We start from the raw sequence: 23288 nt of genomic DNA, 5'->3' as shown, positions 1-23288 counted from the left end.
GCGCCATGATAGGGCAGGGGATCGCCCTTGAAAACCGCCCGGAAATGGGCACATGGGATGGGACATGGCAACTCCCTTCGATCTGGCCGACCTTCCGACCGGCGCGCTGATGCGGCTTTCCCCGCTGGTGGGGCGCGTGCTGGCGCCCAATCCGTCGCCCTTCACCTATACGGGCACGCAGACCTATCTGGTGGGCGCGGAGGATGTGGCGGTGATCGATCCCGGTCCCGACGATCCGGCGCACCTGGCCGCGCTGATCGAGGCGATAGACGGCCGTCCGGTGATGGCGATCCTCTGCACCCACACCCATCGCGACCACAGCCCCGCCGCCGCGCCGCTGGGCGAGCGGACCGGCGCGCCGGTCATCGGCTGCGCGCCGCTGACGCTGGAGGATGACGGCCCCCGCGCCGACGCCGCCTTCGACGCGGCCTATCGCCCGGACCGCGTGCTGGCGGACGGCGAACGGATCGGCGGCCGGGGCTGGACGCTCGCCGCCGTGGCCACGCCCGGCCACACCTCCAACCATCTCTGCTTCGCGCTGCTGGAGGAAAAGGCCCTGTTCACCGGCGATCATGTGATGGGCTGGTCCACCAGCATCGTTTCCCCGCCCGACGGCGACATGGCGGCCTATATGGCCTCGATGCAGCGGCTGCTCGACCGGACCGACACCGTCTATTATCCGGCGCATGGCGACCCGGTCGACAATCCGCAGCGGCTGGTGCGCGGCATGATGGGCCATCGCAAGCAGCGGGAGGGCCAGATACTGCGCTTCCTGGAACGCAACGGCGCGTCGGAAATCCCCGACATGGTCGTGGAAATGTACAAGGGCGTCGACCCGCGCCTGCACAGCGCGGCGGGGCGTTCGGTGCTGGCGCATCTCATCGACCTCGACGGGCGCGGCATCGCCGCCGCGACGGGGGACGGGCGATGGCGGCTGCGCTGAGGCGCTTCGCCGGGTCGATCCCAATAGGGATGGTCCCCGTCAACGAGGTACTGGCCAACAGGCGCAACGCCCGCTAGGGCGCGCTGGATGAAGGCCCTTCAAGGAGCAGGGTAGGGACATGAACGCCATCACCGGAATCCCGCAGGGGATCGACCTGCGCGCGGAGATCGACCGGCTGCGCAAGGAACGCAACGCCGTCATCCTCGGCCATTATTACCAGAAGCCGGAAATCCAGGACTTGTCCGATTTCGTGGGCGATTCCCTGGAACTCTCGCGCAAGGCGGCGGAGACGGACGCGGACGTCATCGCCTTCTGCGGCGTGCGCTTCATGGCGGAAACGGCGAAGATCCTCTCGCCGGAGAAGATCGTGGTGCTGCCCGACATGGACGCGGGATGCAGCCTGGAGGACAGTTGCCCGCCCGCCCAGTTCAAGGCCTTTCGCGAGGCGCATCCCGACCATATCGCGCTCAGCTACATCAACTGCTCGGCGGAGGTGAAGGCGCTTTCCGACATCATCGTCACCTCCTCCTCGGCGGAAAAGATCCTGGCGCAGATTCCGAAGGAGCAGAAGATCATCTTCGGCCCCGACAAACATCTGGGCGGTTATCTGAAGCGCAAGCTCGGCCGCGACATGCTGCTCTGGCCGGGCGTCTGCATCGTGCATGAGGCGTTCAGCGAAACCGAACTGCTGAAGCTGAAGGCCCAGCATCCCGGCGCGCCCGTGGCGGCGCATCCGGAATGCCCGCCGCACATCGTCGACCATGCGGACTATATCGGCTCCACCAGCGGCATATTGGAATTTTCCAAGACCATGGCCGGCGACACGCTGATCGTCGCGACTGAACCGCACATCATCCACCAGATGCAGAAGGCGGTGCCGGAAAAGACCTTCATCGGCGCCCCCGGCGCGGACGGCAACTGCAACTGCAACATCTGCCCCTATATGGCGCTCAACACCATGGAGAAGCTCTATCTGGCGCTGCGCGACCTCCAGCCGCGCATCGAGATGGAGGAGGGGCTGCGCCTCGCCGCGAAGAAAAGCCTCGACCGCATGCTCGAAATGGCGAGCGGCACGGTCGGGCAGGGTGATCTGGGCGCGCGCTGATGGAACGCATGGTCACGGCCGTGGAAATCGCGCGCCGCCACCACATATCGGACAAGCGGTTGCGCGGCATTCTGCGCCGCGACTGGCCATGGCCGCGGTGCAAGCACGACTTCTGGACCTTCCCGGCGGGCAGCGAGCAGGCGGCGATGATGGAGATGATCGCGAAAAGGCTGGCGGCAGCATGAGCTTCCCTCTCCCCGGCTTCGATCTCGACGCCTTCATCGCCTCCACCCTGGCGGAGGATCTTGGCCCGGACGGCCGCGACGTCACCAGCGAGGCGGTGATTCCCGCCGACGCGATGTTCGACGGCGTGATGGACAGCCGCGACGCCGTGACGCTGGCGGGCCTGCCCATCGCCGCCGCCTTCTTCCGCGCGCTCGACCCGGATGTGGAGATCGAACTGCTCCGGCAGGATGGCGACCGCGTGGCGGCGGGCACCGACATCATGCGCATCCGGGGCAAGGCCCGCGCCATGCTGACGGCCGAGCGGTCCGCGCTCAACACCGTCCAGCACCTGACCGGCATCGCCACCATGACCCGCGCCTATGTCGACGCGATCCTGGGCACCGGAGCGACGCTGCTCGACACGCGCAAGACCATTCCGGGCCTTCGCGTGCTGGAAAAATATGCGACCCGCATGGGCGGCGCGACCAATCACCGCATGGGGCTTTGGGACGCGGCGATGATCAAGGACAATCATGTCGCCGTTGCCGGATCGGTGGAGGAGGCCGTCCGCCGCGCCGCCGCCGCCGGGATCGCCAGCATCATCGTGGAGGTCGACCGCATCGACCAGATCGAACCCGCGCTTGCCGCCGGGGCCACGCACCTCCTGCTCGACAATATGGACGCGCCCACCCTGCGCGGCGCGGTGACGCTGGTCGGCGGGCGCGTCCCCACCGAAGCGTCGGGCGGCGTCACGCTGGACAGCATCCGCGCCAAGGCGGAAACCGGCGTCACCTATATCAGCGTCGGCCGCCTCACCCAGTCGGCCCCGGCCGCCGACATCGGCCTCGATTTCGCCTTTGCCTGAAGTCGCGCATGCGCCGCGGCGCTTGCCGGCCGCTAGGCGCATTTGCAGGCCGCCAGGGCTGGATGTCGATACAGCCTAACCCTCGACGATCACCGTCGAAGGATGATGCCGGTCCAGATGCCTGCGGATGATGCGCAGATTCTTGCTGTTGGACTTGTAGAAGAAATCGAAAACGTCCCCGGCAAAGGGAATGGCGCCGATCAGCGTGTCGAAGCCGACATTGGCCGCCATGCGCGTGAGCTGCCATTTCGACATGCCCAGGTTCCGCGCTTCCCACACGATCCACGCCCCCATGGCGGCCGTGGCGAAATCGCCTACCACGGGGATCAGCCCGACCAGACTGTCCAGCCCGACCCGCCGGTTGGTGCCGGGAAGGACGAACAGCCCCTCCAGCATCGCCTCCATCATCTCGATCCGCCTGCGCACCGAAGCCGGATCGCGGCCGAATCCGGGCATGTCGCGCACGATCCGGTCGAACTGGTCCTGCGAAATCGCCATCATCCGTCCTCCAAGCATCGGCTTTCGATGCTCTAGTTGGTGCTCCTGAACAGATGGTTCAATGGGTGCCGCGCCCTGGGCGACGCCATGAAGCCGGTCAGCCGCCGCGCCACAAGAGACCAGCGCACGGGCGCGCCCAGGGCGATGAAGCCGTTATGCGCCTGCATCAGCGCCTCCGCCTGCGCCACGCGGGCCATGCGCTCGTCCAGGCTGGCGGCAAGGCTCGCCGCCTGCAATTGCGCCTCCGCCTCCGCCGAGCAATGCACCTTCCGCGCGCAGCCGATCCGCCCCAGATACCAGAGCGCGCTGTCATAGGCCGCGACCTCGTCGACCAGCCGCAGATCGGCGTCGGCCGTCATGTCGACCCGCTCGACCGCCAGGCCGATCATGCCCAGGTCATGCCGCACCAGCCCGAACAGCAGGGTGGAGCCCGGCCCCTTGGGCAGGGCCACGCGCAAAACCGGCGGGTCGCCATGCTCGCTGCGCCAGCGCTTCATGACCGCCTGTCCCTGCGCCCAGCGTTCCTCCTGCGGCAGGCCGGACCAATCCGGCGCGGCGGGCGGTCCGGGCAGGTCGATCTGCCCCGGCACGATCTGCTCGGTCGTGGCCCAGCCGCCGACGGGGAACATCACCGGCAGGCGGCTGCGGTCGATCGCCATGTTGATGGCCCGCCGCACGCCGTCATCCTCCAGCAGCTTGCCGCTCGCCCCGCTCCGGCCCGTCACCGCCAGCCCCAGCAGCCCCTGCACCGGATCGATCCGCACATCGTCGCGGTCCACCCCGGCGGGCACCAGCAGCGGCAGGTCGGCAAAGCGCCCGCCCAGCACGAGCGCGGCCTTGCCCTGCTGGAAACGGGTGATGGCGAGCGCCGCCCGCTCCGCCCGGACGATCCGGGTCTGCCAGGCGGGCACCGGCAGTTCGTCGCCGGATTCGTTCGTGGCCCGCTCCACCGGCGTCAGCACCAGCGCCTTGTCCGGAATGCCGCCCCGGTTCTCCCGCCGATAGGGGCCGGTCCCGCCTTCCCGCGACAGGATCGCCATCTGCGGCTGGGCCAGCATCTGCAACACATAGGGGCGCGGCGCCGCCAGCCTGATCTCGATCACCTCGCCCGTCATCGCCACCACGTCCTGCACCGCGTCCAGCGGCCCGGCGGGGTCCAGCCGGCGCAGCGCCTCTATCCGCGCCATCAGCAGCCGCCCGACATCCTTTGCCAGCACCTTGCGGCCGTCCGGCCAGAACGCCCGGCGCAGGCGGAAGATGTAGCTGCGGCCATCGTCCTCGACGATCCAGCGCTGGGCCAGGGCGGGCAATATCTCCCCCCCGGCGTCGAACGCCACCAGCCCCTGCGCGGTGGCTTCCAGAAACAGCTTCGATCCGGGATCGGGCAGATTTTCGAGCGGCTTGGCGAAATCGGCGGGGCTGCCGATCACGCTGACCGTGACCGGGCCGCTCCCCTCATTCGAGCAACTTCCCGACATCGCCGCCATCAGGGCGGCTCCGCCAAGGGTCAGCCAGGCTGGAAAGGGACGGGAAGGGGCGGAAATCATGTCCGGACAAGGCTTAACCCGCAACCGCGCCTGCGCCAACCGTCATGATGCGCATTTGCGCGGCGCGGCCAAAGTCGCGGAATCGCGGGCGGCTCGCCAAATGCAAGAGGCCTTTGCCCGCTGTCCCATAGCGGAACAAGATTTCGTTAACCATGACTCCGCATTGGCCGGCAAAGCGCCTTCTTCTATATCCTTCGATATGCGCCTTTTTTCCACCATCCTGCTGATCTCCGCCGCCGTGACGGCAACCGCGCTGGCGCAGGGCGTGACCTCGCCCTTCACCGTGGCGGAAAGCGGGCGAAGCTATGCGACGCTGGGGGAGGCGATCAGGGCGATCGGCGACGGCCGCGGCACGGTTCTGGTGGCGCCGGGCAGCTATGCGCAATGCGCGGTGCAGCAGGGCGGCGACGTCACCATCCGCGCGCAGAAGCCGGGCACCGCGATCCTGGACGGCGTGGCCTGCGAGGAGAAGGCGGCGCTGGTGCTGCGCGGACGGTCGAGCAGCATCGACGGCCTCATCTTCCAGAACCTGCGCGTGCCCGACGGCAATGGCGCGGGCATCCGGCTGGAAAGCGGCGACCTGACCGTCACCAACAGCCTGTTCCGCAACAGCGAGGAAGGGATCTTGACGGGCGACGCGCCGGGCAACGCGATCAGCATCGACAGGTCGACCTTCCGCCATCTGGGGCGCTGCGACCGCGACCTCGCCTGCGCCCACGGCATCTATGCGGGCCGCTATGGCAGCCTGTCGGTCACGCGCTCGCGCTTCGACCAGGGCGATGGCGGCCATTATCTGAAAACCCGCACGCCCCGCGTCACCATCACCGACAACAGCTTCGACGACAGCGGCGGGCGGCTCACCAACTATATGATCGACCTGTCCAACGGGGCGAGCGGCACGATCAGCGGCAACGAGATGGTGCAGGGACGCGACAAGGACAATTACAGCGCCTTCATCACCGTGGCGCCGGAGGGGCGGGAACAGGACAGCACGAACCTTTCCATCGCGAACAACAGCGCCTCCTTCGTGCCGGGACTGCAGCGCAGCAGCAGCTTCGTCGCCAATTTCACCGACGATGCGGTGAAGATCGGCCCGAACCGCCTGGCGAGCGGGATCAAGGTGACGGACCGGCGCTGACGGTTCCTGGATCGATTTCCAGGCGATCGGGAAGGCATGTCCGCGCCGGCCCGACGCATCCCGCTTGCATGCCCGCGCCGCGGCGCCGATAATCGTCCCATGCGCACCACCTATGGCTCAGCCACCGTCCGCCTCTACCACCTCAGCGACGCCGATGGCGGCGGCGGTGCGACGACGCTGTTCTACGGTCCCCTGAGCGAAGCCCTGCGCATCGCGGAGCGGCAGCCGCAGGACATGCAGGACGGCCTGTTCCTTGCCACCGACAATGATGTCGTCGCCTATCTCGACCTGATCGAGGGATAGGCGGCGTGGAAAATTCAGGATCCGCCGGACCGGGCGATTTGGGTGGAGAGCGGACGTTCCCCTATTCGTCACCCCTCCCCCCCCTATTCGTCACCCCGGACTTGATCCGGGGTCCCGCTGCCTTGGGCTGGGCGCGGTGTAGAGGCAAAAGCGGGACCCCGGATCAAGTCCGGGGTGACGAAAAACTGATGACCGCTCATGGCCATTCCCGACATTTCCAAATTTGTCCGCATTGCCTGGCCCGGCCGCCTCAACCGTCCGCGAAGCCGAACGGCGCGTGGGTCCGCCGGAAATCCTCCGGCAGCATGTCGCGCCCGATCGGCGGCGCGGACCGCGCCATGCACTGGCTGCGATGGCACAGGCGGCACGTCACCCCGATCGGCGTAGGCTCCGGCGGCGCTTCCCCCGCCGCATAGATCAGCCGATGCGCATGCTCCGCCGCGCAGCACAGCGCAATCGCCCGCTCGATCTTCGGCGCGCCCCATCCGCCGCCGCCCGCCGTCACCGTCCGCGCGATGGAGAAGAATCGCTGCCCGTCCGGCAGTTCCAGCCATTGCGTCAGCACCTCGCGGGGCCGCTCGAACGCATGATGCACCGACCAGAGCGGACAGGAACCGCCGTGGCGCGCAAAGGGAAAGCCCGCGCCGTCCAGCCGCTTGCTGACATTGCCCGCATGGTCGACCCGCAGGAAGAAGAAGGGGATGCGCTCCTGCCCCGGCTTCTGCAGCGTGGTCAGCCGGTGCGCGGTCTGCTCGAAACTCGCGCCGAACTGCCGGGCCAGCGCCTCCACATCGTAACGCCGCGCCTCCACCGCCCTGGCGAAGACGGTATAGGGCATCACTATCGCCGCCGCGCCATAGCTGGCCAGCGCCCGCCGCGTCAGCCGCCGCCCGCTCTCGCTGGCGAACTGGCCGTCCTTCAGCAGCGCGTCGAAATCGCGCCGCATCTCCAGATAGGCGATCTGCAAGGCTAGCTGGAACTGGGTGCTCGCCCCGTCCAGCGCGTCGTCCAGCAGCACCGCGTCGCGATGCCGGTCCAGCCGCCGCATCGACCCCGCCATCACGTCGGACGGCAGGCGCCGTACCCGCAGGTTATGCTTCGCCTTCAGCCATCCGGCCAGGCCGCCCGCCGCCTCCATCTCCTGCGCCAGCTTCTCCCCGGCGTCGTCCAGCATCGGAAAGCTGTTGCGCCGCGCCCCCAGGAAGCGCCGCGATTCGGCCACCGGATCGGGCGCTTCGGCGGCATCCTCCCGCTCCACCCCCCGGTCCGCCAGCGCCAGTTGCTCCTCGCGATAGGCCGTGTGCAACCGCAGCAAGGCCTCGGTGATTCCCGGATAATTGACCGCCACGTCCCCGGTCGCCAGCGCGGGCAGGTCGATGTCCGCGAACATCGGGTCTTTCAGCACCGCCTGCAACCGCGCCGTCTGCTCCGCGCCGCCGTCGCCCGCCAGTTCGCTCATGTCCATCTTGTAGGTGCGCGCCAGCCGCAACAGCATGTCGGCGGTCAGCGGCCGCTGGTTGCGCTCCAGCAGCGCCACATAGCTGGCGGAAATCTCCAGGTCCGACGCCATGTCCGCCTGGGTCAGCCCCAGTTCCCGCCGCAGCCTGCGCAGGCGCGGCCCCATGTAAACCGGACGATCCTTGGCCATGTCGTAAAGCGCTCCTGTGCAGGCTTTACAACTTTACACGCAAATCTTGTAAACTTCTACAACTGAACTTCGCAGCCCCTGCCGCACCAGCGAAACCCCCTTTAGAAAACCGTCATCACTTCTCCACTTCGTTCATGGAATCGAGCCATCATGACCTACAGCCAGGAAATCACGAAAGCGGGCGCCACCATCGGCGGGCAAGGCCATTGGGATGGCATCGCCGCCGAATCGGTCGCCCGGATGCGCCTCCAGAACCGTTTTCACACCGGCCTCGACATCGCCCGCTACACCGCGGGGATCATGCGCCGCGACATGGCCGCCTATGATGCCGACCCGGCCAACTACACCCAGTCGCTGGGCTGCTGGCACGGCTTCATCGGCCAGCAGAAGATGATCAGCATCAAAAAGCATTTCGGCACCACCAAGGGCCGTTATCTCTACCTCTCCGGCTGGATGGTCGCCGCCCTGCGCAGCGAATTCGGCCCGCTGCCTGACCAGTCGATGCATGAAAAGACCAGCGTCCCCGCGCTGATCGAGGAACTCTACACCTTCCTGAAGCAGGCCGACGCCCGCGAACTGGGGATGATGTTCCGCGACCTCGACGCCGCCCGCGAAGCCGGCGACGAAGTCAAGGCGCAGAAGATCCAGCAGGACATCGACAATTACGAAACCCACGTCGTCCCCATCGTCGCGGACATCGACGCGGGCTTCGGCAATGCCGAGGCGACCTACCTGCTTGCCAAGAAGTTCATCGAAGCGGGCGCCTGCTGCATCCAGATCGAAAACCAGGTCTCGGACGAAAAGCAGTGCGGCCACCAGGACGGCAAGGTCACGGTTCCGCATGAGGATTTCCTCGCGAAGATCCGCGCCGTCCGCTACGCCTTCTTGGAACTCGGCGTCGACGACGGCATCATCGTCGCCCGCACCGACTCGCTGGGCGCTGGCCTCACCAAGCAGATTGCCTACAGCAAGGAAGATGGCGACCTGGGCGACCAGTATAACAGCTTCCTCGACGTCGAAGAGGTCACCGACATCACCACCCTGCGCGGCGATGTCGTCCTGGCCCGCGACGGCAAGCTGTTCCGTCCCAAGCGCCTGCCGTCGAACCTGTTCCAGTTCCGCGCCGGCACCGGCGAAGACCGCGTCGTCCTCGACTGCATCACCTCGCTCCAGAACGGCGCGGACCTGCTGTGGATCGAAACCGAAAAGCCGCATGTCGAGCAGATCGCGGGCATGGTCGACCGCATCCGCGAAGTCGTCCCCAATGCGAAGCTGGTCTACAACAACTCGCCCAGCTTCAACTGGACGCTGAACTTCCGCCAGCAGGTGTTCGACCGCTGGACCGCCGAGGGCAAGGATGTCAGCGCCTATGACCGGGCGAAGCTGATGAGCGCCGATTACGACGCGACCGAACTGGGCCTTGAGGCCGATGAGAAGATCCGCACCTTCCAGAAGGATGCGGCGGCGCGGGCCGGCATCTTCCATCACCTCATCACCCTGCCGACCTACCACACGGCCGCCCTGTCGACCGACAACCTTGCCAAGGAATATTTCGGCGAGGCGGGCATGCTCGGCTATGTCGCGGGTGTCCAGCGCAAGGAAATCCGCCAGGGCATCGCCTGCGTCAAGCACCAGAACATGTCCGGTTCGGACATTGGCGATGATCACAAGGAATATTTCGCGGGTGAAGCGGCGCTGAAGGCGGGCGGCATCCACAACACGATGAATCAGTTTGCGGCCTGACGGCCGCGGGGGAATCAGTTCGCGGCCTGAAGCCGCTAAACAGTCCGGATTGCGGGGGTGCAAGCCCCGCAATCAGGGTGGAAGGACTTGACGGCCCGGAGCTTCGCGCTCCGGGCCGTTTTTTTCATAAGCGCAGCTTGTGAACGCTCCGCCCGTTCCAGCTTTTGCCGAGAAGCGAAGGCGATTATCCTTTGCGCCGTCCAGCAAAGGGGAAAAGCCGATGTCCTACACCCTCATCACCGCCAACCGGAACTATTCAAGCTGGTCGCTGCGCCCCTGGGTGCTGATGAAGGCGCTGGGCATAGCTTTCACCGACCGGATGGAGCCGTTCGCCGCCGCCGAGAATTACGCCGCCTTCCGCGCCTTTTCGCCCACCGGCCAGGTGCCCGTGCTGATCGACGGCGAGAGGACGGTCTGGGATTCGCTGGGCATCGCGCTTTATCTGGCGGATCGGCATGCGGAGGTCTGGCCGAAGGAAGAGGCGGCGCGGGCGTGGGCGCAATCGGCCGTGGCGGAAATGCACAGCGGTTTCGCCGCCCTGCGCAACGATTGCCCGATGAATGTCGGCGTGCGGGTGGAGCCGCATCTGCCTTCTCCCGCGCTCAACCGGAACATCGCCCGCTTGGCGGAACTGTGGGGGGAGGGGCTTTCCCGCTTCGGCGGGCCGTTTCTGGCTGGTCCTGCCTTCACCGCCGCCGACGCCTTTTACGCGCCGGTCGCTTTCCGGGTGCGCACCTATGGACTGAATGTCGGGCCGGCGGCGCAGGCCTGGGTCGATCATATGCTGGCGATCCGCGATGCGCGAATGGGAAAGCGCCGCCCTTGCCGAAACATGGCGGGAGGAAAGCCATGAAGCGGAAGTCGGCGCGGCCGGGCGCATCGTGGAGGATCATCGCGCCGCCTGACCTTGCGCCCCCGCGCAGGGGCCGTCCGCGAAAAGCGGAAATTTGGCCGCTTTTCCCCTTTTCCCCTGTCCTGTCTGGGTCTAGGGGGAAATCATTATGGTCAAGCCTCGCACGCTCTATGAGAAGATTTGGGACGCGCATGTCGTCGAACGCCGTCCCGATGGCACCTGCCTGATCTATATCGATCGCCATCTCGTGCATGAGGTGACGAGTCCCCAGGCGTTCGAAGGACTGCGCCTTGCGGGCCGCAAGGTGCGTCGTCCCGATCTGACGCTGGCGGTGCCCGATCATAACCTGCCGACCACGGCGCGCCGCGACGCGGCGGGCAACCGCATTCCCATCGCCGATCCGGAAAGCGCGCAGCAGCTTGCGGCGCTGGAACGGAACGCGCCGGAATTCGGCGTCCGCCTGATCGGGGACGCGGACCCGGAACAGGGCATCGTCCATGTCGTGGGGCCGGAACAGGGCTTCACCCTGCCGGGCACGACTTTGGTCTGCGGCGACAGCCATACCAGTTCGCACGGCGCGCTGGGCGCGCTGGCCTTCGGCATCGGCACGTCGGAGGTCGAGCATGTCCTCGCCACCCAGACGCTGCTTCTGAAGCAGTCCAAGACGATGGAAGTCGTGGTCGAGGGCGAGCTGGGTTTCGGCGTCACGGCCAAGGATGTCGCGCTCGCGATCTGCGGCCGCATCGGCACGGCGGGCGGCACCGGCTATGTCATGGAATATCGCGGTTCCGTCTTCCGCGACATGTCGATCGAGGGTCGCCTGACCGTCGCCAACATGTCGATCGAGGCGGGCGCGCGATCCGGCCTGTTCGCGCCCGACGAAAAGACCTTCGCCTATCTGGAAGGCCGCCCCATGGCCCCCAAGGGCGCGGAATGGGAGGCGGCCGTCACCTATTGGAAGACGCTGGCGACGGACGAAGGCGCGGTGTTCGACAAGAGCGTGGTCATCGACGCCGCCGACATCGTGCCGAACGTCACATGGGGCACCAGCCCGGAGGATGTCGTGCCGGTGACGGGTGCGGTGCCCGATCCGGAGAGCTTCGCGGATGCCTCCAAGCGGGCGGCCGCGCAGAAGTCGCTCGACTATATGGGGCTTTCCGCCGGGCAGCGGATGGAGGATGTGGTCATCGAACATGTCTTCATCGGCAGTTGCACCAACAGCCGGATAGAGGATCTGCGCGCCGCCGCCGCCCTGCTCAAGGGCCGCCATATCGCCAGCGGCATCAAGCATGCCATGGTCGTGCCCGGTTCCGGGCTGGTCAAGCGCCAGGCGGAAGCCGAAGGGCTGGACCGCATCTTCGTGGAGGCCGGTTTCGAATGGCGCGAGCCGGGCTGTTCCGCCTGCCTGGGCATGAACCCGGACAAGGTGCCTGCGGGCGAGCGCTGCGCTTCCACCAGCAACCGCAATTTCATGGGTCGGCAGGGGCCGGGGTCGCGGACGCACCTCGTCTCGCCCGTCATGGCGGCGGCGGCCGCCATCACCGGACATCTGACCGACGTGCGCGAATTGATGGGTGAAAAAAGGGGAGAGGCGGTCGCATGAAAAAGGTATTCTGGCTGCTGGCGCTGGGCGCGCTGGCAAGTGCCGCCATGGCGGCGACCCTGGGGCGCGCGGAAGACACGCCGCGCCCGGAGAGCAAGCAGGCGCATTGATGGACAAGCTGAATATCGTCGAAGGCCGCGCCTATCCGTTCGGGATGAAGAATGTCGACACCGACATCGTCATCCCGGCGCATTGGCTCAAGACCATCAGCCGCGCCGGCCTGGGCCGGGGCGCGTTCGAAGTGCTGCGCAAGGAGCCGGGCAATGTCTTCGACGATCCGGAATATGCGGGCAGCCCGATCCTGATCGCGGGCGACAATTTCGGCTGCGGGTCCAGCCGCGAGCATGCCGCCTGGGCGCTGGCCGACCTGGGCATCAAGGTGGTGATCGCGCCCAGCTTTTCCGACATATTCTCCGGCAACGCCTTCAAGAACGGCATATTGACCGTGGTCCTGCCGCAGGAGGCCATCGACCGGCTGATGGAGGTCGCCCGGACGGACCCGATCCATGTCGATCTGGAGCATCAGACGGTCACGACCCGGTTCCAGGACCGCTTCCAGTTCGAGATCGATCCCTTCCGCAAGCATTGCCTGCTCGGCGGTCTGGACGAGATCGGACTGACGCTGGGGCAGGCGGACGCGATCGGCGCGTTCGAGGCGAAGGACGCCGGCGCGCGTCCCTGGCTGGCGCCCGCCGTTGCGTAAGCGTCGCGATCTTCCTATTTCGGATCGGACGATCCGTTCCACCTTTTACGGGGCACAGGCATGACCACTTTCGACGACCGCGAAAAGGCCTTTGAAAACATGTTCGCGCACGACCAGGAGATGCAGTTCCGCATCCAGGCGCGGCGCAACCGGCTGCTCGGCGAATGGGCGGCGGCGAAGATGGGCCTGACGCCCGAAGAAACGGACGCCTATGCCAAGGCGGTCGTGCAGGCCGATTTCGAGGAAGCAGGCGACGAGGATGTCATCCGCAAGCTGATGGGCGACATGACCCAGGCCGGAATCGACATCGACGAAGCAGGCGTCCGCGCCGCGCTGGACGAGCAGCAGGTCATCGCCCGCCGCATGTTCATCGAAGCCCAATAAGCGTCAGGACCGTTCCGCCATGCCGATGGCTGCCGAAGAAATAGCGGACATGATCCGCGCCGCGATCCCCGACGCGCAGGTCGAGATCACCGACCTTGCCGGCGACGGCGACCATTATGCGGCGCGCGTCGTGGCGGAAAGCTTCCGGGGCATGAGCCGCGTGGCGCAGCAGCGGGCGGTCTATGCCGCGCTGGACGGGCGCATGGGCGGGGTGCTCCACGCCTTGCAACTGACAACCGCCGTCCCCAATTAACCGCCATTGGACAAAGCCCGCGCCGTTTTGGCGCCTGACAGGAATGGACCAGATAATGACCGACGCCGTGCAGCAGCGGATCGCCGACATCGTGAACGGCAATGACGTCGTGCTTTTCATGAAGGGCACGCCGCTCTTTCCGCAATGCGGCTTTTCCAGCCGCGCCATCGCGATCCTGGAGCATCTGGGCGTCGCCTATGACAGCGTGGACGTCTTGCAGGATCAGGCGATCCGTCAGGGGATCAAGGCCTTTTCCGACTGGCCGACCATTCCCCAGCTTTATGTGAAGGGCGAATTCGTCGGCGGCAGCGACATCATGATGGAGATGTACGAGGCCGGCGAATTGCAGCAGTTGATGGCCGACCAGGGCGTCGCCGCAGCCAACTGAACGGCTGGACGAAACGAATGTGGCAGGCGGTCCGGGTCATCCGGGCCGCCTTTTTCATGTCCTCCTGTCATTGAGGCCGCCCTTTTGCGTCGCCGGTCTGGTTTGGCGCTCGCTCGACTTAAGGAAGACCGGGTAGGAGGATGCGGCGGAGACTGGCGCCGCATCCTCCCGGGCAGTCAAACGATGGGTATGGCAAAGGCAACGCAAAGCCCGTGCCAGCCATCGGGAATCAGCCCTATCGGCGTCGCGGAAAGGTTAACGCCGCCGGAGCCGATCGCCAGGCTGTAAACCCGGCCGACGGTCCGTGACCGCAAGCTTGACTACAGATGTAATTAATGCGATTACGTGTGTAGTCGATTCTGGTGCGGATGATGGTCGTGGGCGAGAAGATCAGCGAGGCGGAACTGGTGGTGATGGAGGCGCTGTGGGAGCGCGCGCCGCAGACCGCCGCCGATGTGGCGGACCGGGTCGCCGCCGGGCGCGACTGGAGCGTCCAGACCGTCAAGACGCTGCTGTCCCGGCTGATGGCCAAGGATGTCATCGCCGCCGACCAGGACGGCCGCCGCTTTTTATATCGCCCGCTCGTCGCGCGGGAGGAGTATGTTGCCAGCGAGTCGGGGCGCCTGGTGAACCGGCTGTTCGGCGGGCGGGTGTCGCCTCTGGTGGCCCAGCTCGCCAGCCAGGACCAGTTGACGGCGGAGGACATCGCCGAACTTGAGGAAATCCTGAAGGGGTTGAGATCATGAGCGTGTGGATCGCCGAAACGCTGATCGCGACGACCCTGCTGATGGCGCTGGTCATGCTGCTGCGGCGTCCGGTGGCGCGCTGGCTGGGGGCGGGGGCGGCCTATTGGCTGTGGCTGCTGCCGCTCGCCCGCATGGCGTTGCCCGCCCTGCCGCGGGATGTCGCCAGCCCCTCGCCTCTGCAGCGGGCGGTCGACCAGGCGGGCCTGCCCCGCTTGCTGGATGCGGCGCCGGCGGGGCTCCCGGTCCGGTCGGAATGGAGCATTCCCTGGCTGGAGATCGCGGCCTCGCTCTGGCTTCTGGGTGTCGTCCTTTTCCTGGCGGTGCAGGCGATCGGCTATGTCCGCTTCCGCCGCTTCATCCTGAAGGGCGCGACGCCGATCGGCGAAGAGGGCCGGATACGCATCGTCAGCAGCCCGAAGGCGGGCGGACCGCTCGCCTTCGGGGTGTTCCGCCCCGTCATCGTCCTGCCCGTCGACTTCGCGCTGCGCTTCGACCCGCAGGAACAGGCCATGGCGATCGCCCATGAGCGCGCCCATCATCAGGGCGGCGACCTGGCCGCCAATATGGTCGCGCTGCTGCTGCTGGGCCTGCACTGGTGCAATCCGGTCGCCTGGATCGCCTATCGCGCCTATCGGGCGGATCAGGAGCAGGCCTGCGATGCGCGGGTCTTGTCGCTCCACGGCCGGGATCAGGCGCATGTCTATGGCCGGGCCATCCTGAAGGCCGCCGGTGGCCGCCAGTTTGCCGGCGCCTGTCATCTCAATCGCATAACCGCGCTCAAAGGGAGGCTGAAAATGCTGTCTGCCCATGAAATGTCGCTGCGCCGCATCAGTTGGGGCATGGCGGCCGTCGCCCTGGTGACGGCATCCGGCCTGGCGCTGACCGCGTCCGGCAGCCGGGCGGCGCAGCAGGTCGCCGCGATCACCGACAAGGTGGATTCGATGAACTTCGGCAGGCTGGCCGATCTGGTCGCGCAGCCCGCCTCCGCCAGCGAGATCGCGCTGCCCGAAGCGCCGGAAGTCGCCGTTCCGTCGCCCTCCCCGTCCGATCCGAAGGACGCCGGGGAGATGGCCGCCCTGCCCCCGGCGCCTCCCGCGCCGCCTGCTCCTCCGGCGCCCGTGGCCGACATGGTCCCGCCTGTCCCGCCGGTTCCCCCGGCGCCGCCCGCAGGCCTGCGCGACCGGGGCGACCGCGCCCTGTCCCACGCCGTGCCGAACGAAGCGGAAATCCGCCGCATGGTGCCGCATGTCGATGTCGCCAATGGCTGCGAGAACGGCAAGGGCGTGAGCCAGCGGGAGACGGTGGACGCCGATGGCCGCCGCCATATCCGCGTCCGCATCTGCCAGGAGGAGATCGAGGCGCAGGCCCATCGCGCCGCCCGCGCCGGATTGATCGCGGCCCGCGCCCAGATCGCCGCGGCCGCCCGGATGTCGGACAAGGTCCGGGCCGAGGTGTTGCGCGATCTGGACCGGGAGATCGCGCATATGGACGGAGAGGATTGACGGGCCAGGCCCAAGGCGCGCCGCCACCTGCCCCATGACGGCTTTGGCGCGGCTGCCGCGCCCATGGTTCAGACCGCCACGATCTCCGGCAGGATGGCGTCGAGCAGCAGCATCCCGGCAGGCTCGACGCAAAGCCCCCGACCTTCCTGCCGCACCAGGCCATGGCCGGCCAGCCGCGCTACCGCCTCCGCATCGACCAAATCCTCCACCGGCAGGCTCGACAGCCGTGCGATCCTCTCCAACTCCACGCCCTCGGCAAGCCGCAGCCCCATCAACAGCGCTTCCCTGGCCCGGTCGCGCCCGTCGAGCGGCTCCTCGCCTTGCAGGCCATGGCCATTGCGCGCCACGGCGTTCATCCAGTTTTCCGGCTTCCTGTGCCGCAGCGTCGCCAGCCCATCGCGGCGGCCATGCGCGCCGGGGCCTACGCCGACATAGTCGCCATAGCGCCAGTAGGTGAGGTTATGCCGGCTTTCCTGCCCCGGCCGGGCGTGGTTGCTGATCTCATAGGCGGGCAGGCCGGCGGCCGCGGTCATCGCCTGCGTGGCTTCATAGAGATCGGCGGCATGGTCCGGATCGGCCGGCTTCAGCCTGCCCTGCGCCGCCAGCGTCGCGAAGCGGGTGCCCGGTTCGATGGTGAGCTGGTAGAGGGAGAGATGGCCGGTGCCGAAGGACAGCCCCCGCGCCAGTTCGCTTTCCCAATCCGTCAGGCTCTGGTCGGGGCGGGCATAGATCAGGTCGAAATTCACCCGGCCGAACGCTGATTGCGCCACGTCCAGCGCCGCCAACCCCTCCCGCACGTCATGGGCGCGGCCGAGGAAATGCAGCGCCTCATCCTCCAGCGCCTGAAGGCCCAGCGATACCCGGTTCACCCCGGCCGCCGCCAGGTCCGCGAAGCGGGCGGCCTCCACCGAACTGGGATTGGCCTCCAGCGTGATCTCGATGTCGTTTGTCGGCCGCCAGCGGCGCGTGGCCGCGTCGATCAGCGCCTCCACGATGTCGGGCGGCATCAGCGACGGCGTGCCCCCGCCGAAGAAGATCGAGGAGAGCGGCCGGCCGCCGCTCAGCGCCGCTTCATGGGCAAGGTCGCTCAGCAGCGCCGCGCGCCAGGCGTCGTTGTCGATCTCCGCCCGGACATGGCTGTTAAAATCGCAATAAGGACATTTGGAAACGCAAAATGGCCAATGCACATATAAGGCCAGGGGTTCATCGGGCGCGGCAGCGGGGATAAAGGGGTCGGGAGACATGAGTGGGGGCGTTCTTAAACGGCTTTGGCCTGCGCGGCTAGCGCTGCTGGGGATATTGGCGGCAGCGGCGGGGCAGGGCGGCGCGGAGCCGTCGCCGGGGGCGAGGCCGTTGCCGCCCGCCATGCCCGCTTCCTATTACGGCCTTGAGGAAGCGGACCGGGACGAGGGGCTGATGCGCGACGTCGTGCTGGGCATGCACAATGAGGAGCGGGAATCGCTGGGGCTTTCGCCATTGGCCTGGGACAGCGCCCTGGCCGCCGATGCGGCCCGCTATGCGCGGCAGATGGCGCAGACCAACATCTTCCGCCATTCCGCCCGCGCCAGCCGCGCCGTTCCCAGCGGCGAGAATCTGTGGATGGGATCGCGTGGCCTGTACGATTATGAGGTGATGGTCGGCTCCTTCCTCGATGAGAAGCGGCTGTTCCGGCGGAGCGGCAAGCTGCCCGACCTCAGCGTCACCGGCCGATGGGAGGATGTCGGCCATTACACCCAGATCATCTGGCGCGGCACCCGCAAGGTCGGCTGCGCCCTCGCGGAAGGACAGAGCTACGATTATCTCGTCTGCCGCTATTATCCGGCGGGCAATGTCTTCGGCCGCAATCCGCTGGATGGGGAGGATGGCGCCCAATCCTGACGGGACGGCGGCCTATTTCCGAAATTGCTCCGCCGCCGCGCAGGCGAGTTGGTCGGCCCGCTCATTTTCGGGGTGGCCGGCATGGCCCTTCACCCACTGCCACGTCACCTTGTGGCGCGCCGCGGCCCTGACCAGCTCCTGCCAGAGTTCCGCATTCTTCACCGGCTTCCTGTCGGCGGTCTTCCAGCCATTCTTCTGCCAGCCGAAGACCCATTTCGTGATGCCGTCCATCACATATTTGCTGTCGGTATGGAGCGTCACCCGGCAGGGGCGCTTCAACGTCTCCAGCGCCTGCACGGCCGCCATCATCTCCATGCGGTTGTTGGTCGTCTGCGCTTCCCCGCCGGAGATTTCCTTCTCCTTCTCTCCGAAGCGCAGCACCGCGCCCCAGCCGCCGGGGCCGGGATTGCCCTTGCACGCGCCGTCGGTGAAGATTTCGACCTGCGGAAGGTCGCTCATGCGCCGAGCAGCACGGCCGGATCGGCGCTGGCGTAGAATTCCAGGCGGCGCAGATAGGCGAGCGGATCCTTGCGCGTCACCAGCGCGTCGGCGGGCGTGTTGATCCAGTCATAGGCGCGGGTCAGCAGGAAGCGGAGCGCCGCGCCCCGGCAGAGGACGGGAAAGGCGGCGCGTTCCGCTTCGGTCAGCCCATGCGTTTCCCGATAGCCGGCGCAGAGCGCCGCCGCCCGATCCCCATGGCAGGTCGCGCCGTCATGGCTGAACGACCAGGCGCTGTGCGTGACGGCCAGGTCGTAGGCGCGGATGTCGGTGCAACTGAAATAGAAGTCGATGAGGCCCGTCACTTCATCGCCCAGCATCAGCACATTGTCGGGGAAGAGATCGGCATGGATCACCGACCGGGGCAGGTCGGCGGGCCAATGCGCGTCGAGGAAGGCCAGTTCGTCCGCCACCCGCGCACCCAGGCCGGGGGCGATCCGGTCGAAATCCTCGCCGCATTTCGCCGCCAGTTCATGCCAGCCGGGCAGGTCGAGGGCATTGCGCCGCTCGCCGGTGAAGCCCTCCGCCGCGCGATGCATCTCGCCCAGCGCGGCGCCCGCTGCGCGGGCCTGGCCCACGGTCGGCTCGGTCACGGAGATGCCGGTCAGGAATTCGATCAGGCAGGCGGGGCGGCCGGCGAGCTGCTGAAGCCGCTTCCCCTCCCGATCCGCGATGAAGCGCGGGACCAGGCAGCCGCGCGCGCCCAGATGGTCGAGCAGGTCCATGAAGAAGGGCAGGTCCGCCTCGTCCACCCGCTTTTCATAGAGGGTCAGGATATAGCGGTGGCCTCCCCCGGAACCCAAGGCGCCGTCATGGCCGGTGGTTTCGAGCAGGTAGTTGCTGTTCTCCACCCCCTCCGCGATGCCTTTGGCGGAAACGAGGCGTCCGGCGTCGTAGCGGGTGAGGAAAGCGTCGATCTCTTCGGCGGGAACCTGGGTATAGACGGCCATGGAGCTACGCCGCCTCCAGTCCGCGGGGGAGCTTGAAGGCAATGCTTTCGCGGGCGGTTTCGACCTGTTCCTCGGCCACGCGGAATCGCTCGCCGATCCGGCCCACCACCTCGCGCACCAGCACTTCGGGGGCGGATGCCCCGGCTGTGAGGCCCAGCGTGCCGACGCCCTCCAGCCAGGCGAAGTCGATCTCGTCAGCCCGCTGGATCAGGCGGGCCGGCGTGCCTTCGCGCTCCGCCACCTCGACCAGCCGCAGCGAATTGGAGCTGTTGGGCGCGCCGATCACATAGACGGCGTCGCATCGGGCGGCGATGGCCTTCACCGCCGCCTGCCGGTTGGAGGTGGCGTAGCAGATGTCCTCCCCTTTGGGCGCTTGGATGGCCGGGAAGCGGCGCTGGAGCGCGGCGACGATGGCGGCGGTGTCGTCGACCGACAGCGTCGTCTGCGTCAGGAAGGCGAGATTGTCGGGATCGGCAGGGGTGAAGGCCTCCGCATCCTCCACCGTTTCGATAAGGGTCATGTAGCCCGGCTCGACTTGGCCGAAGGTGCCGATCACCTCCGGATGGCCCCGGTGCCCGATGAAGAGGATATGGCGTCCCGCCTCCACCTGCCGTTCGGCCTGGCGGTGAACCTTGCTGACCAGCGGGCAGGTGGCGTCCAGATAGTCGAGCCCGCGCTGCTCCGCCTGGGCCGGCACCGTCTTGGGCACGCCATGGGCGGAAAAGACCACGGGCACGCCGTCGGGAACCTGGTCCAGTTCCTCCACGAAGATCGCGCCCTTCGCCTTCAGCCCGTCGACCACATATTTGTTGTGGACGATCTCATGCCGGACATAGACCGGCGCGCCATATTTCTCGATCGCCCTTTCGACGATTACGATGGCGCGGTCGACACCGGCGCAAAAGCCGCGCGGGGCGGCGATCAGCAGCTTCATGGGCGGAAGGGCGGTCATCCCTGCCGCTTAGGCCAATGTGGCCCTGGAGGAAAGCCGCTTCCTTGCGGCCCTGTGCAGTTTGAGTTGCGTGGTGGACGGGCTATGGATAAGAAGCCCAACGCCTGTTCCCAAGGGATTGCCTGTGACCTTTTCTCGATTTGCGTTGACCGGAATGATCGCCATGGCCCTTGCGGGCTGTTCCCAGCGGGGCGAAATCGATCCCACGGGCGGCATCGTGGCCGTGCGATCGGCCTGTCCCGTCGCGGCGATCCCGGCGCAGACCGGCGACATCACCCTGTTCAACCCGGCGGGCAGCACGGATGCCCGCGCGATCGACGTGGTGGCGGAAATCACCAATCTGCGTTCGACCTGTTCGGAAGGGGACCAGCTTTACACGGAGGCGACCTTCACCGTGAACGCCCGCCGCAGCGACGCGGGCGCGGCGCGGCAGGTGACGCTGCCTTATTATTCCGCCGTGGTGCGGGGCGGCAACGCGGTCGTCGCCAAGCGCGTGGGCCAGGTGGTTCTCGACTTCCCGGCCGGGCAATATCGCGCCACCACGACCGCCAAGGCGGGCTCCTATGTGAACCGGGCCGCCGCGACGCTGCCGGCCGACATCCAGCGCAAGATCACCGAGAAGCGCAAGGCGGGGGATGCCGACGCGGCGATCGACCCCTTCGCGCAGCCGGACGTCAAGGCGGCCTTGCAGCGAACCAGCTTCGAGCTGCTCGTGGGTTTCAACCTGACCCAGGATCAGTTCCGTTACAACGCGACCCGCTAAGCTCAGTTCATTCCCCCGTTCGGGCCGAGCTTGTCGAAGCCCTTGTTTCTTGAAGAAAAAGGGCGGCCCTTCGACAGGCTCAGGTTGAACGGGTCCTGTTAGAAAGTTCGCCCCAGTGTCTCTTTACAACCGCTTCACCGCCCATCTCGACGCCGTGCTCGACGCGCTGGAGGCCGACGGCACGCTGCCCGCCGGCCTCAACCGCAAGCCGGTGACGGTCGAGCCGCCGCGCGATGCCAGCCATGGCGACCTGGCCACCAACGCCGCCATGGTGCTGGCCAAGCCCGCCGGCAGCAATCCGCGCGCGCTGGCGGAGAAGATCGCCGCGGGCCTGGAGAGGCTGGACGAGGTGGAGGGCGCGTCCATCGCCGGACCCGGCTTCATCAACCTCAGGCTGACCGACGCCACCTGGCGCGCCGAACTGGCCGCCATCCATGTCGAGGCGGAGGATTATGGCCGCTCCTCGACAGGCGCGGGCGTGACGGTGAACGTCGAATATGTCTCCGCCAACCCGACCGGACCCATGCATATGGGTCATTGCCGGGGCGCGGTGGTGGGCGACGCGCTCGCCACGCTGCTGGAGCATGTCGGGCACAAGGTGATCCGCGAATATTATATCAACGACGCGGGCGGGCAGGTGGACGTGCTCGCCCGGTCTGCGCATGTCCGCTATCGCGAGGCATTGGGCGAGACGGTGGGAGAGATTCCCGAAGGCCTCTATCCCGGCGATTATCTGGTGCCGGTGGGGCAGGCGCTGGCCGCCGAATATGGCGACAGATATGTGGGCGCGCCGGAGGGCGAATGGCTGGTCCTCTTCCGCACAAAGGCGGTCGCCGCGATGATGGAGATGATCCGCAGCGACCTGGCGCTGCTGGGCATCCATCACGACATATTCTCTTCCGAGGCCGAGTTGCAGGCGGCAGGCAAGCCCGAAGCGGCCGAAAAATGGCTGCGCGAGCATGACCTGGTCTATGACGGCGTGCTGGAAGCGCCCAAGGGCGAGACGCCGGAGGATTGGGAGCCGGTCGAGCTGCCGCTGTTCCGCTCGACCAGGTTCGGCGACGATCAGGACCGGCCGATCAGGAAGTCCAACGGAAGCTGGACCTATTTCGGCGCCGACATGGCCTATCATTACCAGAAGGCGCAGACGGCCGACCAGTTGATAGACATCTGGGGCGCCGACCATGGCGGCACGGTGAAGCGCATCCAGGCCGCCGTCGCCGCGCTGACGGAGGGCAAGGCGCGCTTCGACGTCAAGCTGATCCAGATGGTCCGCCTGCTGCGCGACGGCGAGCCGGTGAAGATGTCCAAGCGCGCCGGCAATTTCGTGACTTTGGCCGATGTGGTGCGCGAAGTCGGCAAGGATGTGGTCCGCTTCACCATGCTGACGCGCAAGGCCGATGCGCAGATGGATTTCGACTTCGCCAAGGTGGTGGAGGCGTCGAAGGACAATCCCGTCTTCTACGTGCAATATGCCCATGCGCGGATTAGCTCGCTCGGACGCCGGGCGGAGGAGGCGGGGATGGACCTGCCCGCGCCCGACCTGTCCCGCCTTGGGACGGAGGAATTGGGGCTGGTGAAGCTGGCCGCGCAGTTCCCCCGCGTGGTGGAGGGGGCTGCCCTGGCCCGCGAACCGCATCGTATTGCCTTTTATCTCAACGACTTGGCCTCGGCCTTCCATGGCTGGTGGAATCTGGGCAACGACAACCCGCGGGCGCGGGTCATACTGACGGACGATCCGGCCACCACCTCTGCGCGGCTTTTCTTGAGCCGTGGAATCGGGCAGATCATCCGCAACGGGTTGGCGCTGATGGGCGTTGCGGCCCTGACAGAGATGCAATGACCGGCGGAGTTTGATCG

Annotated in this window: 24 protein-coding genes and 1 pseudogene; 18 read left to right on the top strand and 7 right to left on the bottom strand. The window is 67.0% G+C overall.

The window, feature by feature from the left end:
• Nucleotides 1-64 precede the first annotated feature (64 nt).
• The 4 genes from Sj15T_RS10585 (at nt 65) to nadC (ending at nt 3078) form a co-directional block, all read left to right on the top strand.
• Nucleotides 65-943 (top strand): MBL fold metallo-hydrolase, encoded by an 879-nt coding sequence (locus tag Sj15T_RS10585; RefSeq protein ID WP_041386555.1) that lies wholly within the window; start codon nt 65-67, stop codon nt 941-943.
• 118 nt (nt 944-1061) lie between these two features.
• Nucleotides 1062-2048: a quinolinate synthase NadA gene (gene nadA / locus Sj15T_RS10580; RefSeq protein ID WP_013040983.1), complete on the top strand. Its 987-nt coding sequence runs from the start codon at nt 1062-1064 to the stop codon at nt 2046-2048.
• Nucleotides 2048-2233 carry a hypothetical protein gene (locus tag Sj15T_RS10575; RefSeq protein WP_013040982.1) on the top strand — a complete coding sequence of 62 codons (186 nt, stop codon included), beginning with the start codon at nt 2048-2050 and terminating at the stop codon, nt 2231-2233. The genes nadA and Sj15T_RS10575 overlap by 1 nt, the downstream gene beginning before the upstream one ends.
• Nucleotides 2230-3078, top strand: a complete 849-nt coding sequence (nadC, locus tag Sj15T_RS10570) for a carboxylating nicotinate-nucleotide diphosphorylase (protein WP_013040981.1) — start codon at nt 2230-2232, stop codon at nt 3076-3078. Before Sj15T_RS10575 ends, nadC begins: the two co-directional genes overlap by 4 nt.
• Nucleotides 3079-3153: 75 nt before the next feature.
• Here the strand turns inward: nadC and Sj15T_RS10565 are convergent, their stop codons facing one another.
• On the bottom strand, nt 3154-3576 hold the full coding sequence (locus tag Sj15T_RS10565; RefSeq protein ID WP_007685512.1) for a DUF4112 domain-containing protein: 423 nt from the start codon (nt 3574-3576) through the stop codon (nt 3154-3156).
• 32 nt (nt 3577-3608) lie between these two features.
• Nucleotides 3609-5123, bottom strand: a complete 1515-nt coding sequence (locus Sj15T_RS10560; RefSeq protein WP_041386047.1) for an ABC transporter substrate-binding protein — start codon at nt 5121-5123, stop codon at nt 3609-3611.
• Between the two features lie 199 nt (nt 5124-5322).
• Here Sj15T_RS10560 and Sj15T_RS10555 point away from each other — a divergent pair, with 199 nt between their 5' ends.
• Nucleotides 5323-6261 carry a right-handed parallel beta-helix repeat-containing protein gene (locus tag Sj15T_RS10555; RefSeq protein ID WP_041386045.1) on the top strand — a complete coding sequence of 313 codons (939 nt, stop codon included), beginning with the start codon at nt 5323-5325 and terminating at the stop codon, nt 6259-6261.
• Nucleotides 6262-6360: 99 nt separating this feature from the next.
• Complete coding sequence (locus Sj15T_RS10550; protein WP_013040978.1) at nt 6361-6564, top strand: hypothetical protein; 204 nt, start codon at nt 6361-6363, stop codon at nt 6562-6564.
• A 250-nt stretch (nt 6565-6814) separates the two neighbouring features.
• Here the strand turns inward: Sj15T_RS10550 and Sj15T_RS10545 are convergent, their stop codons facing one another.
• Entirely contained in the window at nt 6815-8212 is a 1398-nt protein-coding gene (locus tag Sj15T_RS10545) for a helix-turn-helix transcriptional regulator (protein WP_013040977.1), read from the bottom strand.
• Nucleotides 8213-8362: 150 nt separating this feature from the next.
• On the opposite strand from Sj15T_RS10545, the gene Sj15T_RS10540 reads away from it, so the two are divergent.
• The 9 genes and pseudogenes from Sj15T_RS10540 to Sj15T_RS10500 all read left to right on the top strand — a co-directional run bounded on the left by Sj15T_RS10540 (nt 8363) and on the right by Sj15T_RS10500 (nt 16387).
• On the top strand, nt 8363-9955 hold the full coding sequence (locus tag Sj15T_RS10540; RefSeq protein WP_013040976.1) for an isocitrate lyase: 1593 nt from the start codon (nt 8363-8365) through the stop codon (nt 9953-9955).
• Between the two features lie 220 nt (nt 9956-10175).
• A pseudogene (locus Sj15T_RS10535) lies at nt 10176-10860 on the top strand (glutathione S-transferase family protein).
• A 96-nt stretch (nt 10861-10956) separates the two neighbouring features.
• A complete protein-coding gene (leuC, locus tag Sj15T_RS10530; RefSeq protein WP_013040974.1) occupies nt 10957-12411 on the top strand; it encodes a 3-isopropylmalate dehydratase large subunit in 1455 nt (484 codons plus the stop codon).
• A 109-nt stretch (nt 12412-12520) separates the two neighbouring features.
• Entirely contained in the window at nt 12521-13114 is a 594-nt protein-coding gene (leuD, locus tag Sj15T_RS10525) for a 3-isopropylmalate dehydratase small subunit (protein WP_007685530.1), read from the top strand.
• A gap of 60 nt (nt 13115-13174) precedes the next feature.
• The gene (locus Sj15T_RS10520; RefSeq protein WP_007685532.1) at nt 13175-13498 is read left to right on the top strand and encodes a DUF1476 domain-containing protein; all 324 of its coding nucleotides are present in this window, start codon (nt 13175-13177) and stop codon (nt 13496-13498) included.
• 19 nt (nt 13499-13517) lie between these two features.
• Nucleotides 13518-13751 (top strand): BolA family transcriptional regulator, encoded by a 234-nt coding sequence (locus Sj15T_RS10515; protein ID WP_013040973.1) that lies wholly within the window; start codon nt 13518-13520, stop codon nt 13749-13751.
• A 55-nt stretch (nt 13752-13806) separates the two neighbouring features.
• Entirely contained in the window at nt 13807-14139 is a 333-nt protein-coding gene (gene grxD / locus Sj15T_RS10510) for a Grx4 family monothiol glutaredoxin (protein WP_007685536.1), read from the top strand.
• 368 nt (nt 14140-14507) lie between these two features.
• A complete protein-coding gene (locus Sj15T_RS10505) occupies nt 14508-14885 on the top strand; it encodes a BlaI/MecI/CopY family transcriptional regulator (protein ID WP_007685539.1) in 378 nt (125 codons plus the stop codon).
• Nucleotides 14882-16387: a M56 family metallopeptidase gene (locus Sj15T_RS10500; protein WP_013040971.1), complete on the top strand. Its 1506-nt coding sequence runs from the start codon at nt 14882-14884 to the stop codon at nt 16385-16387. Before Sj15T_RS10505 ends, Sj15T_RS10500 begins: the two co-directional genes overlap by 4 nt.
• A gap of 68 nt (nt 16388-16455) precedes the next feature.
• Here Sj15T_RS10500 and hemW read toward each other — a convergent pair whose 3' ends face one another.
• Complete coding sequence (gene hemW, locus Sj15T_RS10495; RefSeq protein WP_013040970.1) at nt 16456-17631, bottom strand: radical SAM family heme chaperone HemW; 1176 nt, start codon at nt 17629-17631, stop codon at nt 16456-16458.
• Nucleotides 17632-17752: 121 nt separating this feature from the next.
• Here hemW and Sj15T_RS10490 point away from each other — a divergent pair, with 121 nt between their 5' ends.
• Nucleotides 17753-18265 carry a CAP domain-containing protein gene (locus Sj15T_RS10490; protein ID WP_007685545.1) on the top strand — a complete coding sequence of 171 codons (513 nt, stop codon included), beginning with the start codon at nt 17753-17755 and terminating at the stop codon, nt 18263-18265.
• Nucleotides 18266-18277: 12 nt separating this feature from the next.
• Here Sj15T_RS10490 and rnhA read toward each other — a convergent pair whose 3' ends face one another.
• The 3 genes from rnhA to ispH are packed head-to-tail and all read right to left on the bottom strand — an operon-like array spanning nt 18278 to nt 20665.
• Nucleotides 18278-18724, bottom strand: a complete 447-nt coding sequence (rnhA, locus tag Sj15T_RS10485; RefSeq protein ID WP_007685546.1) for a ribonuclease HI — start codon at nt 18722-18724, stop codon at nt 18278-18280.
• Entirely contained in the window at nt 18721-19713 is a 993-nt protein-coding gene (gene thrB / locus Sj15T_RS10480; protein ID WP_007685547.1) for a homoserine kinase, read from the bottom strand. The genes rnhA and thrB overlap by 4 nt, the downstream gene beginning before the upstream one ends.
• Before the next feature lie 4 nt (nt 19714-19717).
• Nucleotides 19718-20665, bottom strand: coding sequence for a 4-hydroxy-3-methylbut-2-enyl diphosphate reductase (ispH, locus tag Sj15T_RS10475; protein ID WP_013040968.1), 948 nt, complete (start codon nt 20663-20665; stop codon nt 19718-19720).
• Between the two features lie 154 nt (nt 20666-20819).
• Here ispH and Sj15T_RS10470 point away from each other — a divergent pair, with 154 nt between their 5' ends.
• Together Sj15T_RS10470 and argS are read left to right on the top strand one after the other, a co-directional pair.
• Nucleotides 20820-21428, top strand: a complete 609-nt coding sequence (locus Sj15T_RS10470; RefSeq protein WP_025161076.1) for a hypothetical protein — start codon at nt 20820-20822, stop codon at nt 21426-21428.
• A 115-nt stretch (nt 21429-21543) separates the two neighbouring features.
• Nucleotides 21544-23271 (top strand): arginine--tRNA ligase, encoded by a 1728-nt coding sequence (gene argS, locus Sj15T_RS10465; RefSeq protein ID WP_013040966.1) that lies wholly within the window; start codon nt 21544-21546, stop codon nt 23269-23271.
• Nucleotides 23272-23288 lie beyond the last annotated feature (17 nt).

It is taken from the genome of Sphingobium sp. TA15, from assembly GCF_037101235.1.
In the GTDB taxonomy this organism is placed as follows: domain Bacteria; phylum Pseudomonadota; class Alphaproteobacteria; order Sphingomonadales; family Sphingomonadaceae; genus Sphingobium; species Sphingobium indicum.
This window is presented reverse-complemented; position numbering and strand designations above follow the sequence as displayed.

Coding starts and splice junctions, on each gene's coding strand:
- Sj15T_RS10565 (WP_007685512.1), bottom strand. CDS start 3,576: ATGGCGATTTCGCAGGACCAGTTCGACCGGATCGTGCGCGACATGCCC.
- Sj15T_RS10490 (WP_007685545.1), top strand. CDS start 17,753: ATGCCCGCTTCCTATTACGGCCTTGAGGAAGCGGACCGGGACGAGGGG.
- rnhA (WP_007685546.1), bottom strand. CDS start 18,724: ATGAGCGACCTTCCGCAGGTCGAAATCTTCACCGACGGCGCGTGCAAG.
- Sj15T_RS10540 (WP_013040976.1), top strand. CDS start 8,363: ATGACCTACAGCCAGGAAATCACGAAAGCGGGCGCCACCATCGGCGGG.
- Sj15T_RS10575 (WP_013040982.1), top strand. CDS start 2,048: ATGGAACGCATGGTCACGGCCGTGGAAATCGCGCGCCGCCACCACATA.
- thrB (WP_007685547.1), bottom strand. CDS start 19,713: ATGGCCGTCTATACCCAGGTTCCCGCCGAAGAGATCGACGCTTTCCTC.
- leuC (WP_013040974.1), top strand. CDS start 10,957: ATGGTCAAGCCTCGCACGCTCTATGAGAAGATTTGGGACGCGCATGTC.
- leuD (WP_007685530.1), top strand. CDS start 12,521: ATGGACAAGCTGAATATCGTCGAAGGCCGCGCCTATCCGTTCGGGATG.
- grxD (WP_007685536.1), top strand. CDS start 13,807: ATGACCGACGCCGTGCAGCAGCGGATCGCCGACATCGTGAACGGCAAT.
- Sj15T_RS10505 (WP_007685539.1), top strand. CDS start 14,508: ATGATGGTCGTGGGCGAGAAGATCAGCGAGGCGGAACTGGTGGTGATG.
- Sj15T_RS10500 (WP_013040971.1), top strand. CDS start 14,882: ATGAGCGTGTGGATCGCCGAAACGCTGATCGCGACGACCCTGCTGATG.
- Sj15T_RS10560 (WP_041386047.1), bottom strand. CDS start 5,123: ATGATTTCCGCCCCTTCCCGTCCCTTTCCAGCCTGGCTGACCCTTGGC.
- Sj15T_RS10550 (WP_013040978.1), top strand. CDS start 6,361: ATGCGCACCACCTATGGCTCAGCCACCGTCCGCCTCTACCACCTCAGC.
- Sj15T_RS10470 (WP_025161076.1), top strand. CDS start 20,820: ATGATCGCCATGGCCCTTGCGGGCTGTTCCCAGCGGGGCGAAATCGAT.
- ispH (WP_013040968.1), bottom strand. CDS start 20,665: ATGACCGCCCTTCCGCCCATGAAGCTGCTGATCGCCGCCCCGCGCGGC.
- nadC (WP_013040981.1), top strand. CDS start 2,230: ATGAGCTTCCCTCTCCCCGGCTTCGATCTCGACGCCTTCATCGCCTCC.
- Sj15T_RS10555 (WP_041386045.1), top strand. CDS start 5,323: ATGCGCCTTTTTTCCACCATCCTGCTGATCTCCGCCGCCGTGACGGCA.
- Sj15T_RS10585 (WP_041386555.1), top strand. CDS start 65: ATGGCAACTCCCTTCGATCTGGCCGACCTTCCGACCGGCGCGCTGATG.
- nadA (WP_013040983.1), top strand. CDS start 1,062: ATGAACGCCATCACCGGAATCCCGCAGGGGATCGACCTGCGCGCGGAG.
- Sj15T_RS10515 (WP_013040973.1), top strand. CDS start 13,518: ATGCCGATGGCTGCCGAAGAAATAGCGGACATGATCCGCGCCGCGATC.
- hemW (WP_013040970.1), bottom strand. CDS start 17,631: ATGTCTCCCGACCCCTTTATCCCCGCTGCCGCGCCCGATGAACCCCTG.
- Sj15T_RS10520 (WP_007685532.1), top strand. CDS start 13,175: ATGACCACTTTCGACGACCGCGAAAAGGCCTTTGAAAACATGTTCGCG.
- Sj15T_RS10545 (WP_013040977.1), bottom strand. CDS start 8,212: ATGGCCAAGGATCGTCCGGTTTACATGGGGCCGCGCCTGCGCAGGCTG.